The organism is Mesorhizobium sp. WSM4847 (assembly GCF_055811335.1).
The window spans coordinates 114,986-129,581 of the sequence record NZ_JBVVPY010000005.1; the positions used below are offsets into that span (position 1 = coordinate 114,986).

Here is a 14,596-nt window from a genome sequence, read left to right on the forward strand (position 1 = left end):
GAATCCGAAATTCGCTCACTGCGATGCTCCAATGTACTGCGAATTTCGGATTCGCCACACTAGCCGCCAGCGCCTATATCGGGCAGGACCGAAGCCCCGAGAGACCGCATTTTGGCATCATCGCTAACCACTTTCACCGACGAGGCGAAGATTGCCCTGGATACGCTGTCGGGGCGCGCTACCGGGCTTTTTTCGCCATCGCTGCGGCTGGGTGTTACCGGCCTATCCCGCGCCGGCAAGACGGTGTTCATCTCAGCCTTTGTCCACAATCTGATCCACGGCGGGCGGTTGCCGCTGTTCGAGGCGCAGAAATCGGGGCGTATTGCCCGTGCCTTCCTCGAAGAGCAACCCGATGACGCCGTGCCGCGATTCCAGTACGAGGACCACATCGCGGCCTTGGTCAACGACCGCCTGTGGCCGGATTCGACACGTGCCATTTCCGAGCTGAGGCTTACCATCGAATATGAATCGGCCTCCGGCTGGAGCCGCATGTTCTCATCAGGCAGATTGTCGATCGATATCGTCGACTATCCTGGGGAATGGCTGCTTGACCTGCCGCTGCTCGGCAAATCCTACGCCGATTTCTCACGCGAAGCCTTTGACATGGCCGTGCTGCCGGTGCGCGCCGACCTTTCGCAGGAATGGCGCGCGCTCTCCGCCGCAATCGACCCGAATGCCGACGCCGATGAGATGACGGCGCGACGCCTCGCCGAGAGCTTCGCCGCATATCTCAAGGTATGCAAGCTCGACGAGCGGGCGCTTTCGACCCTGCCACCCGGCCGTTTCCTGATGCCCGGCGACCTTGAGGGCTCACCGGCGCTGACCTTCGCGCCGCTGCCGGGGCTGAGCGAGCGGCGGGCGCGGCCCGGGTCGCTTCAGGCGATGATGGAGCGGCGCTATGAGGCCTACAGGACGCATGTCGTAAAGCCGTTCTTCCGGGAGCACATCACGCGCCTCGACCGTCAGATCGTTGTGATAGACGCGTTGCAGGCCTTGAATGCCGGGCCCGGCGCGATGGCCGATCTCGAACGTGCGGTGACCGAAATCCTCGCCTGCTTCCGCCCCGGCCGCGGCAATTTCCTGACCGACTTTTTTTCAAGGCGCATCGACCGCATATTGGTGGCGGCGACAAAGGCGGACCATCTGCATCACGAAAGCCATGACCGGCTGCAGGCGATCGTGCGGCGGCTCGCCGACCGCGCCGTGGCGCGCGCGAATTTCACCGGCGCCAATGTCGACGTGGTCGCCCTGGCGGCGGTGCGAGCGACCCGGGAAGGCACGGTCAAGCAAGGCCGCGAAACGCTGCCGGTCATCATCGGCACACCGTTGAAAGGTGAAAAGATCAACGGCGAAACATTTGATGGCAGAACAGAAACAGCCATATTTCCCGGTGACTTGCCGGAGAAAATTGATGCAGTGTTCGATGTCTCCGGACCAGACCGTCAGCAGAACCCGGGCCATCGGCAGAACCCAGGCCATCGGCAGGCCAATGAGGACCCGGCGATCCGTTTCGTGCGCTTTCGCCCGCCAAAACTCGAACGCACTGCCGAAGGCGTCACGCTGTCGCTGCCGCATATCAGGCTCGACCGTGCCCTGCAGTTCCTGATCGGAGATCATCTGGCATGACCGCGCCCCGGAAGCCGGCGGCATTTCGCATCGAGCCGGAAGCCCCGCCAAAGCAACAGGCGGCCCCGCGCCAGCCCGACGCCGCTGCGGCGAGAAAACCACGCACCGTGAACGCTGACCTTGCCGTCGTCACGCCGGCGGAAATCGACGTTTTCGACGAGCCGGACATCATCGCCGCCGAACCGCCGCCGGCGACCGCGCCGCGGAAGCGTTCGATATCAGGCAGCCTGTTCTTCGGCGCATTGGGCGTTCTGGTTTCGCTGGCCCTCGGCCTTTGGACCGACCAACTGATTCGCGATCTGTTCGCGCGTGCCGAATGGCTGGGCTGGGTGGCCGCCGGCATGGCCGTGATCGCGCTGCTCGCGCTTCTGGTCATCCTTGCCCGCGAGTTCCTGGCGATCGCCCGCCTCGCCGAGGTCGAAAAGCTGCAGAAGCTGGCGCTCGACGCCATCGCCCGCGACGATCCGAAAGCCGCTCGCGCCGTGGTCGACGAATTGTCGGCCTTTGTCGCGGCCAAGCCCGAAACCGCGGCCGGCAGACGCGCCCTGGCAGACTTGCGCGACGAGATCATCGACGGTGGCAATCTGGTGCGCCTGGCCGAGACCGAAATCCTCGGTCCCCTCGATGCGCGCGCCAAGGTGATGATCCTCGAAGCGGCAAAGCGTGTATCGCTGGTGACGGCGGTCAGCCCTCGCGCTCTGGTCGACGTCGCCTATGTCGTGTTCGAATCCGGCCGGCTGATTCGCCGCCTGTCGGAGCTTTATGGCGGCCGGCCGGGCACGCTGGGGTTCTTCCGGCTGGCACGCAGCGTTCTCGCCCATCTGGCGGTGACCGGCTCGATTGCCGTCGGCGACAGTTTCGTGCAGCAGATCGTCGGCCATGGCCTTGCCGCCCGGCTCTCGGCAAAACTTGGCGAAGGCGTCGTCAACGGCATGATGACGGCGCGCATCGGCATTGCTGCGATGGAGACCGCAAGGCCCCTGCCCTTCAGCGCCGCGAGGCGGCCCGGCATGGGCGATTTCCTGTCCGCGCTGACATCATTTGCAACCAAAAAGCAGAAGGAAACATCCGCTTCCGACACCTGACGACCGTCTCCGACGCGGCACGTCCTGGTGGCGCGCCAAGGGATGCTGCAACACGTTTGTTTTGCCCATGATCCCAGCGCAAATCGCGTCCGATTTTCGGGGTCATCCGCAACCGGTGACGAAGCATTAACCAATCTTGTTCATGGTCGGACGGGTTCCAAACCAGTCTCTTTGTTGCCGGGTGTCGTCGATGAAAAGCGTGATCTTGTCTAGCGTCCTGCCCATGGCAGTCGTGGTTTCAACAACCGCCGGCATGGCCGAAAAGACCTTTGCGGCAGAACGGGACAAGAAGTTCTTTCAATCGGTGAAAGGCGAATGGGTCGGCCCGGGGGAAATCGTCGCCGGCAAATACAAGGGCACGAAATTCACCTGCAATTTCACCGGTTCGACGCCGGACGGCAAGATCGGCATGTCGCTCGACGGCGGTTGCCGGGTCGGCATGTTCACCCAGCAGATGTCGGCGACGATCCAGCACAAGGGCCGCGAGGGCTACAAGGGCAGCTTCATGGGCGGTGCCGCCGGTTCCGGTCTCGACATCATCGGCGGCAATGTGGTCAGCGCCAACAAGGTCGTCTTCACCATCAACCGTAACCAGTTGCGCGGCGTCATGCAGGCTCTTGTCCCCAACGACAATTCGATGACAGTGACGGTTGCGGTGCGCGTCGACCAGCAATTGGTGCCGGTCATCGGCATGAAGCTGAAGCGCGTCGATACGCTCGAAGTCGGCTCCATCGCGCCGAACTGAACGATCGTCTGCGCATCCAGTGAAAATGCAACGCGCTGTGCAATTTAGTGAATGGTGAATGGTGAATGGAATTAGATATTCACTACAGACTACTGAGTACTGAGTACTGAGTACTGAGTACTGAGTACTGACTACTCACTACTCACTACTCACTACTCACTACTCACTACTCACTACTCACTACTCACTACTCACTACTCACTAATCACTACTCACTATTCACTATTCACTATTCACTATTCGCTATTCACTATTCACCAAAAAAAGCGGCAGCCACGGCCACCGCTTCTTTTAGCAAAACTCAAATCGATTCTCAGGCCTTGATGGCGGCAGTCAGCTCGTCATAGGCCTTGCAGGCCTCCTCCGCCGTCGTCGCGCCCTGATACTTGGTTGTGACCGCCTGGACCTTGGCGGTGAGATCGGCTGCCTTGGCCGGATCCTTGGTAATTGCCTCCTGAAGGGCTGCGGTCATGTCCTGGGCCTTCTTGGTCAGCATTTCGGTGGTGCAGCCCGGCGCCTTCGAGCAGGCCGATCCGGCAAGCGCCGCGATGCCAACGGCAACAAGCAAAAATGTCTTCATGTCAGTCGTCTCCCTCAAAAAAAGGCGGCCGACTTGATCGTCATCCGCCCCTCACGGCCAAGGCCGCGGCGTCCTTAGCGCCCGATTTCTGCAACACACAACGCAGCCGGTGGATAAAGTTGTGGAGCGCGCCTGCAACACTGCTGCACCAGTTTCCGGATTCGGACTGTTCGATCTCAACCGAAGCCCCTATCTTTGCCGCTCGATGCCGCAGCACGTGCAGCGGTCCCTAGAGAGAACGGAACGGCAGGCATGGCGGCAGAAGCAGCGGGCAGCGATTTGATCCACGTCGTGGCGCTGCTCGCCGCAGGTGTTGTCGCCGTGCCGATCTTCAAGCGCATCGGGCTTGGCTCCATCCTCGGCTATCTGGCGGCCGGCGTGGTCATCGGCCCGTTCGGCATCGGCATCTTTTCCGAATCGGAAGCCATTCTTCACGTCGCCGAGCTCGGCGTCGTCATGTTCCTGTTCATCATCGGGCTGGAGATGCAGCCGTCACGGCTGTGGGGCCTCAGGCGAGAGATCTTTGGCCTTGGCGCATTGCAGGTCGGCGTGTGCGCGCTGTTGCTGACCGGGGTCGGACTGGCGGGAGGTTTTCCGGTCTCGCAATCCTTCGTCGCCGGCGCCGGTTTCGTGCTGACCTCGACGGCGATCGTCATGCAGCTTCTGGAGGAACGCGGTGAGATGGCCGCGCCCAAAGGCCAGCGCATCGTCTCCATCCTGCTGCTCGAAGACCTGGCGATCGTGCCGCTGCTGGCGCTGATCGCTTTCCTGGCACCGGGCGGCGCCGATATGAGCTTGACGCAGCGGCTGACGGAGGTGAGCATCGGTCTTGCCGCCATCGTCGGGCTGGTGCTGGCCGGGCGTTACCTGCTCAATCCGTTCTTCCGCATCCTGGCGGATGCCCGCGCCCGCGAAGTGATGACCGCCGCCGCCCTTCTGGTCGTTCTGGGGTCGGCGCTTGCCATGCAGCTCAGCGGCCTGTCGATGGCGATGGGCGCTTTCCTGGCCGGCGTGCTGTTGTCGGAATCCACCTTCCGCCATCAGCTCGAGGCCGACATCGAACCCTTCCGCGGTGTGCTGCTCGGGCTGTTCTTCCTCGCTGTCGGCATGTCGCTCGACCTGCACGTGGTTGCCCAGAGCTGGCGGCTTGTCGTCATCTACGTCGTCGCCTACATGGTGATAAAGGCGATCGGCATCTATCTCGTCGCCCGCATCCTCAAGACCGGCCACCGGGAGGCGCTCGAGCGCGCCGTCTTCATGGCGCAAGGCGGCGAATTCGCCTTCGTTCTCTATTCCGCCGCGGCGGCGGTCGGCATCATCGACAGCCAGGCTAACGCGACGCTGACGGCGATCGTCATCATCTCCATGGTGCTGACGCCGCTGGCGATTCTGGCATTGCGGTATCTGACGCCACGCGACGAGCAGTCGCTCGAAGGCGTCGACATCGCCGATGGCCTGACCGGCAGCGTGCTGATCATCGGCTTCGGCCGCTTCGGCCAAATCGCCAGCCAGCCGCTTCTGCTGCGCGGGATCGACGTTTCGATCATCGACAATGAGGTCGAGATGATCCAGGCGGCGGCCGATTTCGGTTTCAAGGTCTATTATGGCGACGGCACGCGGCTGGACATTCTGCGTGCCGCCGGCGCCGGCCGCGCGCGCGCCGTGTTGATCTGCGTCGACAAGCCCGATGTCGCCGTCCGCATCGCAAAGCTGATCAAGGCGGAGTTTCCCCTGCTCACCGTGCTGGCACGCGCTTTCGACCGCGGAACCGCACTGCAGTTGATACGTGCCGACGTCGATTTCCAGATTCGCGAAACCTTCGAATCAGCGCTTGTCTTCGGCGGCTCCACGCTGGAAGCACTGGGCGTCGACCCCGAGGAAGTCGCCGAGGTGATCGAGGACGTCCGCCACCGCGATTCCGCCCGTTTCGAGTTGCAGCTCGCCGAAGGGGTTCGCGCCGGAGCGCGCTTCCTCAAGGGCAATATCGGCACACCCATTCCGACACCGCTCAGCCAGCCGCGCCGCTCCGGTCAGGCGCTCAATGAAGAAACCGCCGGCGTTCTGCACAAATCCGAGCCTGCCGACTAAACATTGGAGAGCAAACAGATGATCGAACTGGACGAGCGCGCGCTCTCCGTCACCAAATTCTGGCGTGACGCCGGGAAAGATGCATGGTTCGAGAAGAATGACGCCTTCGACGCGGAGTTCCGCAACTGGTTTCTCGAGCTGCATTACGCTGCCGCGCGGCGTGAATGCGACGGATGGTCGGAGCATGCCGAAGGCTCACTGGCGCTGATGATCCTGCTCGACCAGTTCCCGCGAAACTGCTTTCGCGGCACCGGCCATATGTATGCCACCGACCCGCTGGCAAGGCATTTTGCCGAAAAGGCGATCGCCGCCGGCCAGGATCTGGCGCTCGACGAAGAGCTTCGCGTCTTCCTCTATTTGCCTTATGAGCATTCGGAGCATCTCGCCGACCAGCTCAAATCGGTGGACCTCACCACCGCCAAAGCCCAATCCTATCTGAAGTATGCCGTCGAGCACCTGGAGATCATTCAGCGCTTCGGCCGTTTTCCGCATCGAAACAGGATGCTTGGCCGCGAGACGACGCCGGAGGAACAGGTGTTCCTCGACGGCGGCGGGTTTTCCGGCTGAGCTCAGTGCATCGGAGCCAAAAATGGTTAGAGGTTTTGGTTCGATGCTTTAGGTCAGCCACCAATCCCGGCCGGACGACAATTGCTCGATGCCGGCGCTGTCGAGAGCGGCAAGCCGCTCTGCCACGCTTCTGCCGTCGACGGTGAGGTCAGGCGCGATCTCGGCCAGCGGCGCAAGAACGAAGGCGCGCTCCAGCATGCGTGGATGCGGCACTTCCAGCCCGGTTTCGTGGATGATCCGATCGCCGAACACCAGAATGTCGATGTCGATCAGCCGTGGACCCCAGCGCTCCTCGCGCACCCGCTTCAGCCTGCGCTCGACGTCGAGACAGAGATCGAGCAATGCATGTGGCGCGAGCACGGTCGAAATTTCGGCGGCCGCATTGAGAAAATCCGGCTGGTCGAGCTTGCCCCAGGGCGGCGTGCGGTAAAGCGAGGAGACGACAACGACGCGCGTGTTCCCGTCGGCGTCCAGCATGCGCAGCGCCGCGCCCATCGACCTTGCCGGGTCGCCGAGATTGCCGCCAAGGCTGAGGTAGACCGTGTTATTGGGGCCAGGCAACGGTCACCTCGACATGATCGAGCACGCCGGGCACCGGCGCGTTCGGCTTGCGCACAGTGATCTCGGCCTTTTTTATCTGGGGAAAGCGGGCTGTCAGCGCCCGGGCCACCTCCAGCGCCAGCGCTTCTATCAGAAAACGCCTCTCCCCGGTGATGATCTTTTCGATCACCCCGAAGGCAATGCCATAGTGGACGGTATCCTCAATGGAATCATCGACCAGCGCGCGGCCGGGTTCGACGGTGAGCGCAGCGTCGACATAGAAACGCTGGCCGAGCGTCTCCTCCTCATCCAGCACGCCGTGCCGAGCGAAGAAGGCGCAATTTTTCATGCGGATGATATACATCGCTCAGCGTCCTGCTCGATTGGAGCGATGCGCGCCCGCTTGGGTACTACGCTCTAAGGCCTTTGATCTACGCATTTCGATTTGCGGGCTATTCGGCGGTTTCACGCGCCAGCATAGCATCCGCAACCGCCAGCGCATCCACATTGATTGCGACATCGTGGACGCGAAAAAGCCGCGCGCCCTTGAGCCTCAGTATGACGCTCGTCGCCGCTGTTCCGGCGTCTCTGGCCGAGGCGTCGCGGCCGGTGACGGCGCCGATGAAGCGCTTTCGCGATGTACCGGCCATCAGCGGAAAGCCCAAGACATCGAGCTCGGAAAACCGTGCCATCAGGTCGAGATTTTCCTCCGCGGTTTCCTTGGCGAAGCCAAAGCCCGGATCGAGCACGATCTGGTCGTCGGCAACGCCGCTTCGCCGGGCGATTTCCAGGGACTTCCCGAGGAAGAAAAACTGATCCTCGATCACGTCGGGCAGTTTTTGCCTGTCACGCCCGGTGTGCATGATGACAAGCCCGGCGCCGGTTTCGGCCGCGACCCGCGCGATGCCCGGTTCGCGTTGCAGACCCCAGACGTCGTTGAGGATATGCGCGCCGGCGGCGACGGCAAGCCGGGCGGTGTCCTCGCGATAGGTGTCGACCGAAATCAGCGCCTCGCCGAGCCCGGCGAGCGCCTCGATGACAGGCAGCACGCGGGCCTGCTCTTCCTCGAAGGCTACCGGAGATGCGCCGGGGCGTGTCGATTCCCCACCGACGTCAATGACGGAGGCCCCCTCTTCCACCATCCGGCGCGCCTGGGCGATCGCCTGCTCGGGCGCGACGAACAGTCCGCCGTCAGAAAAACTGTCCGGCGTGACATTGAGGATACCGACGATCACCGCCTTGCCGCCAAGGTCGAGATGGCGCCCATGCGCCAGCTGCCATCGCCCTGTCGTCATTGTCGATAAACCATGTGTGATCCACCAAAGATCAATTCCGTTGCGTCGGCAACGGCCGTAGCGCAAGGTAGGCAAAGAGGCAACATGATGAAACGATCCCTGCTTTGCGCCCTGATGCTTGCTTGTTCCGCCTTGCCGGCGGGCACGGCGAATTTGGTGAAGACATATAGCTATTTCAGCATCGGCGGCAGAACGCTCGATGATATCGGATCCCAGCTTACGAAACTTGGACCTCGGGTGAAAAGCACCGGGATGCGGCATCCAGGCGCCACGCAGATGGCGTTCACCACCCGCGTCAGCTATGCGGAAAGATCTAACTCCTGCGCGATTGCCGACGCCGATGTCACCGTCAAGGTCAAGGTGATCCTTCCCGAGTGGCGCCGCCCGCGCAAGGCTGATGCCGGCGTAAGGCTGTTTTGGGATACATTGTCGGCCGACATTAAGCGTCATGAGGACCGCCATGTCGAGATCGCCAAGAACCATGCCGGCGAACTCGAGGATGCGCTGAAGGCGACCCACCCGCGCAAGACGTGCCAGGAGGCCAAGGCCAAGGCAGCGGAGATCTCCGCCGCTATTCTTGCCAAGCACGACCGCGCTCAGATGCAGTTCGATCGCGTCGAAACCATCAATTTCGAAAGCCGCATCCTGCGGCTGCTGCGCTATCGCATGAAGCGCATCGAAAACGGCCGGCTGCCGGGTTAGCTTCGGCCAGACGGTAAGGGCGATTCTCGTCGAGTAAGAGACTCAGCCGGCGACGCCGAGCTTCTTCTGCAGGCTGGTCGATGACGTCGTATACTGGAATACGATGCGCTCGCCGGGGCTGACGATGCGCTTGGCCGCCTGCGCCATCAGCGCGACCTCATGGAAGCCCGACAGGATCAGCTTCAGCTTGCCGGGATACCAGTTGATGTCGCCGACGGCGAAGATGCCCGGTACCGACGTCTGGAATTTCTCGGTGTCGACCGGGATCAGGTTCTCGTGAAGATTGAGCCCCCACTCGGCGATCGGTCCGAGCTTCATGGTCAGCCCGAAGAACGGCAGCAACCGAGTGCACGGCACCTCGGTGTCACCGTCGGGTCCCTTGATGGTCGCCGCCGAGAGATGGCCGTCCGTGCCGGTCAACCCGGTCACCTGCCCGACATGGAAATCCAGTTCCTTCATCTCCTGCATGGCGTACATCTTGTTGACGCTGTCTGGCGCCGCGCGGAACTCCGGCCGCCGGTGGACCAGCGTCACGCTCTTGGCCACCGGCTGCAGGTTCAGCGTCCAGTCGAGCGCCGAATCGCCGCCGCCGACGATAACCAGGTCGTGGCCGCGGAATTCCTCCATCCGGCGCACCGAGTAGAAGACGCTCTTGCCCTCATAAAGCTCGATGCCCGGAATTGGCGGCCGCTTCGGCTGGAAAGAGCCGCCGCCGGCGGCGATAACCACAATCTTGGCTTCAAACACCTCGTTCTCGTCGGTGATGACGCGAAAGCTGCCGTCCTCGAGCTTTTCGAGGCTCGAGACCATGCGGTTGAAGGTGAAGTCGGGCTTGAACGGCGCGATCTGCTCAAGCAGTCTGTCGACCAGGCCCTGGGCCGAGATCGATGGCCAGCCGGGAATGTCGTAGATCGGCTTTTCCGGATAGAGTTCGGCGCATTGCCCGCCGGGCCGATCGAGTATGTCGATCAGATGGCATGTCATGTCGAAGAGGCCGAGCTCGAACACGGCGAACAGGCCGACGGGCCCCGCCCCGACAATCAATACGTCCGTCCTGATGATATCGGTCATGAATGCGCCTTCGATGCGCATGACCCCGAAAATCGGAATCGATTCTCGCCGGGGATCCTGCGCCAAATCACCGTGCTACAGCGTGCTTTGCGTGGTCCAGGGAACGTGCGGCGCTGTAGAGAACGGCGCGACACTGCATGACCATTGGCCCGCTGCCAAGCCGGCGCCGGAAAAATCGGCTATATCCCCCGCTTAAGCCTCCACGCTTCAGCCCTGGCGGGCGGGCACGCGCACAACCAGGCCGTCGAGAGCGTCGCGCACCTTGATCTGACAGGAGAGCCGTGAGTTCGGCTGGACGTCGTAGGCGAAGTCCAGCATGTCCTCTTCCATCGCTTCCGGCTCGCCGACCTCCGCCGTCCATGCCTCATCGACATAGACATGGCAGGTCGCGCAGGCGCAAGCGCCGCCGCATTCGGCCTCGATCCCCGGCACGGCGTTGCGGATCGCGTTCTCCATGACGGTCGAGCCGTTTTCGGCATCCACGTCAAAATGTGTGCCGTCATGGGCGATGAAGGTCAGCTTGGTCATTTGTCACCTGAAGGGAGTCCCAGCCGAGATAATCACTCCCGCAGACAAGTCAACTGCGGCGCGAAAGCGGCGCTCCATGCCGTTTTTTTCGGAAATGGGTTTAACGGCTGATGGCGGCGACGAAATCGCGGACTTCTTCGATCAGGGAGCCAAGCCGCTTGAGGGTATTGGTATCTTCAGGTTGAAGTTCGATCGCGCCGGCGCAATCGGCAACAGCGAAGGCGCCGACGCCGCGCGCCGAGCCTTTCAGCCCGTGCGCCAGGAGCAGTCTTTGTTTCACATCGGCGTCGACGATCCTGTCGCGAACCGACAATGCCTGCTGCACGAACAGCGCCAGCACCTCCTGTTCGAGGCTGCGGTCGCCCATCGTCTGACGCGCCAGATGCGCCAAGTCCACGGGCCGCGACCCGGCCGTTCCCGACACATCGCCGCCGGGCATCGAGAAGGCAATGCCGTTTTCGCCACGCATGACTCTGCAACTCCGTTCTTCCAGCCGCCAAAAATAGGCAGCCGCCAAAAAATAGGCCCATCCTGTGGACGACGGGTTAACGATTGGCCCGGAAAAATGTTGCGATAGGGGCGCCGGAATCACAGTTCTGTTAACCTTATATTTAAAGTTTTACGTATCGCACCGAATGCGTGTTTTCTTTACCCCGGTGTGTCATTACGATACGAAAGGTCCATTTTCAGCCTCTTGCGTGGGACACGAAAAGCAAAATCACAAGTCCCGCGGCAGCTTGTACAGGGTAGCGAAGGCATGGCGAAGAAAACAACGACGACAAGAACGCTCGACAACGACGTAGCCAGGGAACTCGAAAAAGCACTTGAAATCGATCTGAACAGCGATGCCGACGGCGACCTCGACATCGCCGCGTCGATGGAGGATCTGGAAGCGCAGATATCGCAGGCGGCCGACGAGTTGGCACGCGAGGGCCGTGACCAGGATGCCGAGGCTGTCGCCAACCAGAACCAGGATGCCGAGCCTGTCGCCAACCAGAATCAGGATGCCGAGCCTGTCGTCAACCAGAGCCAGAATGCCGAGCTTGCCGCCAATCAGGACCAGAAAGCCCAGGACCAGAGAGAGGCGGCAAACGCCAAGCAGGCTGAACCGCGCCCTGCTGAGCTGCGCCCTGTTGAAACGCGCCCCGTTGAAATGCGCCCTGTCGAAACGCGCAATGGCACGCAGTCGGCCGGCTTCACGCCGGCCAACGATCCTCGTCAAAAAGATTACAAGACGCTGCTGCACACCCTCAATCGGCGTGCCTCGAACACGATCTACTGGGTCGTGGCGCTCGTTTCGCTCGCCTGGGTCGCGGGCGCCGGTGCATTGGCAAACCTGCTGTTTGGCCCAGGCATTTGGCAAATCCGCACGCCCGGCCAGTTTTTCGCCCGTCCCGAACTGATTGGCCTGGCAATCGCTGCGATCCTGCCGGTCCTCCTGTTCTGGGCGTTTGCAGCCATGATTCGCCGCGCGCAGGAGATGCGCATCGCCGCTCAGTCGATGACGGAAGTGGCTTTCCGCCTGACCGAGCCGGAGCAAATCGCCCAGGATCGCGTCATGATGATCGGGCAAGCCGTGCGCCGCGAGGTTGCGGCCATGGGTGAAGGCATCGAGCGCACGCTTGCACGTGCCGTCGAGCTCGAAACCCTGGTCCACAGCGAGGTCAACCAGATCGAGCGCTCCTATTCGGAGAATGAATCCCGCATCCGCTCGCTTGTCGACGGGCTGGGCAGCGAGCGCGAAGCGGTGGTCACCCACGCCGAACGCGTGCGCGCCTCGATCACCGGCGCGCATGAGACGCTGAAGGACGAAATCGGGGCTGCCAGCGACATCATTCGCGACAGCATCCTCAACGCCTCGACCAACCTGTCGATGACCATCACCAATTCCGGCGACACGCTGATCGACAGGATCAACCAAAGCTCGCTGTCGATCTTCGATTCGGTGGAAGGCCGGCTCGAATCCATCACTGACCGGCTGTCGACCTCCGGCGAGGCCTTCGCCAGCCTTCTCGACACACGCATTGCCAAGCTGACGGAGACGACCGACGGCCTCACCCGGTCGCTGACCGATCTGCTCGACGATCGGACCTCCGGCATGGTGTCGCTGCTCGGCGGCGCCGCACGCACGCTCAACTCCGAATTTGAAGCCAGCCTTGACGGCATCGAGCGGACGCTGGCCGAACGCGGCCAGGTGCTGATCAGTGAGTTCCAGACCCGCGCCGAAGCGCTGGACACCGGCACCCAAAAGCTCAACGCCGCGCTCGAGGCCCGCGCACGCCAGATCAACGAGACCCTGGTCGAGCGCGCGCGCGAAATCGCCCATACCTTCCAGGAGAGCAAGGAGACGCTTTCGGCGATGATCGATCAGGGCAAGACCCAGATCGGCGCCGACATGGCCGACATCGTTTCGTCGACCTCGTCGATGCTCGAAGCACGCGCCGGCGATTTCGCCGGCCGCATGGAAGCGGCCCGTCATGTGGTGTCGCGCGCCTTCGACGCCGACATCCAGCGGCTTGCCGATGCCCGCGTCGGCATCGAGGAGGCTGTCGAGAACCACAGCCGCAAGCTTTCCGAAAGCCGCGAACACATGACGGCGGCCATGCAGGCCGATCTGGAGAAATTCGCCGAAAGCCGCGCCGGCATCGACGCGGCTGTCACCGACCAGGTGCAAAAGCTTTCCGAAGGCCGCAACCTGATCTCGCGCGCCCTGGAGGAGGATCTGCGCAAGGTCAACGAGTCGCGCGCCGCCATCGATGCGTCGCTCGGCAGCCATCTCGAACGGCTCGAAGAGGGCCGCAGCAGGCTTTCGCAGGCCTTGAATGAAGACTCCGGAAAACTTGTGCAAGCCCGCACGATCATTGACGAAATGGTTGCCGGCCATGTTGGAAAGCTCGCCGAAGGCCGCAGCATTCTTTCACGCGCTCTCGATGCCGATCTCGGCAAGCTGGCCGACAGTCGCGCCAGCATCGACGGCCTGGTCGCTGGCCAGGTCGAGAAGATCGCCGAAGGTCGCGCCTTACTCGCCAAGGCGTTGGAAACCGACATTGTCGGCATCAAGGGTCTCATCGAGACCCATTCCGCCAAACTGGCGGAAGACCGCAGCGAGCTTTCGCGTTCGCTCCAAGACGACCTGTCGGGCATCCGAGGCCTGATCGAGGACCATTCGGGCAGGCTCGCCGACGATCGCAGCCTGCTTTCGCAAACGCTCGAGGCAGACCTTGCCAAATTGGCGGAAAGCCGGTCGAGCATCGACGGGCTGGTCGCCGGTCAGGTCGAGAAGCTGGCCGAAGGCCGCAACATCCTCAAGCGCGCGCTCGAATCCGATCTCAACACGATCAAGGAGGTCATATCAGGCCAGTCCGAAAAGCTGGCGGAAGACCGTGGTCAGCTCTCGAAGGCGTTGGAAACCGACCTGCAGAGCGTCAATGGCCTTATCTCTGATCACATGAACAGGCTCTCCGAGGACCGTTCAATCCTGTCGAAGGCGCTCGAAGACGATCTCGCCAAGCTGGCGGAAAGCCGGTCGAGCATCGATGGGCTGGTCACCGGGCAGGTCGAGAAACTGGCCGAAGGTCGCGACATCCTCAAGCGCGCGCTCGAATCCGATCTCAACACGATCAAAAGCGTTCTATCAGACCAGTCCGAAAAGCTGGCGGAAGATCGTGGTCAACTGGCGCGAGCGTTGGAAACCGACCTGCAGGGCGTGAATGGCCTTATCTCCGATCACATGAACAGGCTCGCCGAGGACCGTTCAATCCTGTCGAAG

At 62.1% G+C, this 14,596-nt stretch carries 14 protein-coding genes; 7 read left to right on the top strand and 7 right to left on the bottom strand.

What is annotated here, in order from left to right; translation table 11 throughout:
* Nucleotides 1-111: 111 nt before the first annotated feature.
* The 3 genes from AC0L28_RS08775 (at nt 112) to AC0L28_RS08785 (ending at nt 3,456) form a co-directional block, all read left to right on the top strand.
* The gene (locus AC0L28_RS08775) at nt 112-1,626 is read left to right on the top strand and encodes a YcjX family GTP-binding protein (RefSeq protein WP_473476819.1); all 1,515 of its coding nucleotides are present in this window, start codon (nt 112-114) and stop codon (nt 1,624-1,626) included.
* Entirely contained in the window at nt 1,623-2,711 is a 1,089-nt protein-coding gene (locus tag AC0L28_RS08780; protein ID WP_473476821.1) for a YcjF family protein, read from the top strand. The genes AC0L28_RS08775 and AC0L28_RS08780 overlap by 4 nt, the downstream gene beginning before the upstream one ends.
* 190 nt (nt 2,712-2,901) lie before the next feature.
* Complete coding sequence (locus AC0L28_RS08785; protein WP_023801140.1) at nt 2,902-3,456, top strand: hypothetical protein; 555 nt, start codon at nt 2,902-2,904, stop codon at nt 3,454-3,456.
* 313 nt (nt 3,457-3,769) lie between these two features.
* Here AC0L28_RS08785 and AC0L28_RS08790 read toward each other — a convergent pair whose 3' ends face one another.
* Complete coding sequence (locus AC0L28_RS08790) at nt 3,770-4,036, bottom strand: hypothetical protein (RefSeq protein WP_473476824.1); 267 nt, start codon at nt 4,034-4,036, stop codon at nt 3,770-3,772.
* A gap of 252 nt (nt 4,037-4,288) precedes the next feature.
* Here AC0L28_RS08790 and AC0L28_RS08795 point away from each other — a divergent pair, with 252 nt between their 5' ends.
* Together AC0L28_RS08795 and AC0L28_RS08800 are read left to right on the top strand one after the other, a co-directional pair.
* The gene (locus AC0L28_RS08795) at nt 4,289-6,124 is read left to right on the top strand and encodes a monovalent cation:proton antiporter-2 (CPA2) family protein (protein ID WP_473476827.1); all 1,836 of its coding nucleotides are present in this window, start codon (nt 4,289-4,291) and stop codon (nt 6,122-6,124) included.
* 18 nt (nt 6,125-6,142) lie between these two features.
* A complete protein-coding gene (locus tag AC0L28_RS08800; RefSeq protein ID WP_031255672.1) occupies nt 6,143-6,691 on the top strand; it encodes a DUF924 family protein in 549 nt (182 codons plus the stop codon).
* A gap of 48 nt (nt 6,692-6,739) precedes the next feature.
* On the opposite strand, the gene folK is transcribed toward AC0L28_RS08800, so the two are convergent.
* The 3 genes from folK to folP form a co-directional block, all read right to left on the bottom strand.
* Complete coding sequence (folK, locus tag AC0L28_RS08805) at nt 6,740-7,252, bottom strand: 2-amino-4-hydroxy-6-hydroxymethyldihydropteridine diphosphokinase (RefSeq protein ID WP_091593665.1); 513 nt, start codon at nt 7,250-7,252, stop codon at nt 6,740-6,742.
* A complete protein-coding gene (folB, locus tag AC0L28_RS08810) occupies nt 7,236-7,595 on the bottom strand; it encodes a dihydroneopterin aldolase (RefSeq protein WP_023801135.1) in 360 nt (119 codons plus the stop codon). The genes folK and folB overlap by 17 nt, the downstream gene beginning before the upstream one ends.
* 88 nt (nt 7,596-7,683) lie before the next feature.
* On the bottom strand, nt 7,684-8,526 hold the full coding sequence (gene folP / locus AC0L28_RS08815) for a dihydropteroate synthase (RefSeq protein ID WP_473476831.1): 843 nt from the start codon (nt 8,524-8,526) through the stop codon (nt 7,684-7,686).
* Nucleotides 8,527-8,610: 84 nt separating this feature from the next.
* On the opposite strand from folP, the gene AC0L28_RS08820 reads away from it, so the two are divergent.
* A complete protein-coding gene (locus tag AC0L28_RS08820; protein WP_031255671.1) occupies nt 8,611-9,228 on the top strand; it encodes a DUF922 domain-containing Zn-dependent protease in 618 nt (205 codons plus the stop codon).
* A 42-nt stretch (nt 9,229-9,270) separates the two neighbouring features.
* On the opposite strand, the gene AC0L28_RS08825 is transcribed toward AC0L28_RS08820, so the two are convergent.
* The 3 genes from AC0L28_RS08825 to AC0L28_RS08835 form a co-directional block, all read right to left on the bottom strand.
* Nucleotides 9,271-10,299: an NAD(P)/FAD-dependent oxidoreductase gene (locus AC0L28_RS08825; protein WP_128244846.1), complete on the bottom strand. Its 1,029-nt coding sequence runs from the start codon at nt 10,297-10,299 to the stop codon at nt 9,271-9,273.
* A 207-nt stretch (nt 10,300-10,506) separates the two neighbouring features.
* Nucleotides 10,507-10,827 (bottom strand): 2Fe-2S iron-sulfur cluster-binding protein, encoded by a 321-nt coding sequence (locus AC0L28_RS08830; protein WP_006334837.1) that lies wholly within the window; start codon nt 10,825-10,827, stop codon nt 10,507-10,509.
* Between the two features lie 100 nt (nt 10,828-10,927).
* Nucleotides 10,928-11,296, bottom strand: a complete 369-nt coding sequence (locus AC0L28_RS08835) for an Hpt domain-containing protein (RefSeq protein ID WP_027151987.1) — start codon at nt 11,294-11,296, stop codon at nt 10,928-10,930.
* 288 nt (nt 11,297-11,584) lie between these two features.
* On the opposite strand from AC0L28_RS08835, the gene AC0L28_RS08840 reads away from it, so the two are divergent.
* On the top strand, nt 11,585-14,596 hold a 3,012-nt coding region (locus AC0L28_RS08840), incomplete at its 3' end, for a coiled-coil domain-containing protein (protein WP_473476834.1).

What these genes read in the sequence shown, in the direction of transcription:
- AC0L28_RS08780 (WP_473476821.1), top strand. Translation starts at nt 1,623, where the DNA reads ATGACCGCGCCCCGGAAGCCGGCGGCATTTCGCATCGAGCCGGAAGCC.
- AC0L28_RS08785 (WP_023801140.1), top strand. Translation starts at nt 2,902, where the DNA reads ATGAAAAGCGTGATCTTGTCTAGCGTCCTGCCCATGGCAGTCGTGGTT.
- AC0L28_RS08790 (WP_473476824.1), bottom strand. Translation starts at nt 4,036, where the DNA reads ATGAAGACATTTTTGCTTGTTGCCGTTGGCATCGCGGCGCTTGCCGGA.
- AC0L28_RS08795 (WP_473476827.1), top strand. Translation starts at nt 4,289, where the DNA reads ATGGCGGCAGAAGCAGCGGGCAGCGATTTGATCCACGTCGTGGCGCTG.
- AC0L28_RS08800 (WP_031255672.1), top strand. Translation starts at nt 6,143, where the DNA reads ATGATCGAACTGGACGAGCGCGCGCTCTCCGTCACCAAATTCTGGCGT.
- folB (WP_023801135.1), bottom strand. Translation starts at nt 7,595, where the DNA reads ATGTATATCATCCGCATGAAAAATTGCGCCTTCTTCGCTCGGCACGGC.
- folP (WP_473476831.1), bottom strand. Translation starts at nt 8,526, where the DNA reads ATGACGACAGGGCGATGGCAGCTGGCGCATGGGCGCCATCTCGACCTT.
- AC0L28_RS08820 (WP_031255671.1), top strand. Translation starts at nt 8,611, where the DNA reads ATGATGAAACGATCCCTGCTTTGCGCCCTGATGCTTGCTTGTTCCGCC.
- AC0L28_RS08825 (WP_128244846.1), bottom strand. Translation starts at nt 10,299, where the DNA reads ATGACCGATATCATCAGGACGGACGTATTGATTGTCGGGGCGGGGCCC.
- AC0L28_RS08830 (WP_006334837.1), bottom strand. Translation starts at nt 10,827, where the DNA reads ATGACCAAGCTGACCTTCATCGCCCATGACGGCACACATTTTGACGTG.
- AC0L28_RS08835 (WP_027151987.1), bottom strand. Translation starts at nt 11,296, where the DNA reads ATGCGTGGCGAAAACGGCATTGCCTTCTCGATGCCCGGCGGCGATGTG.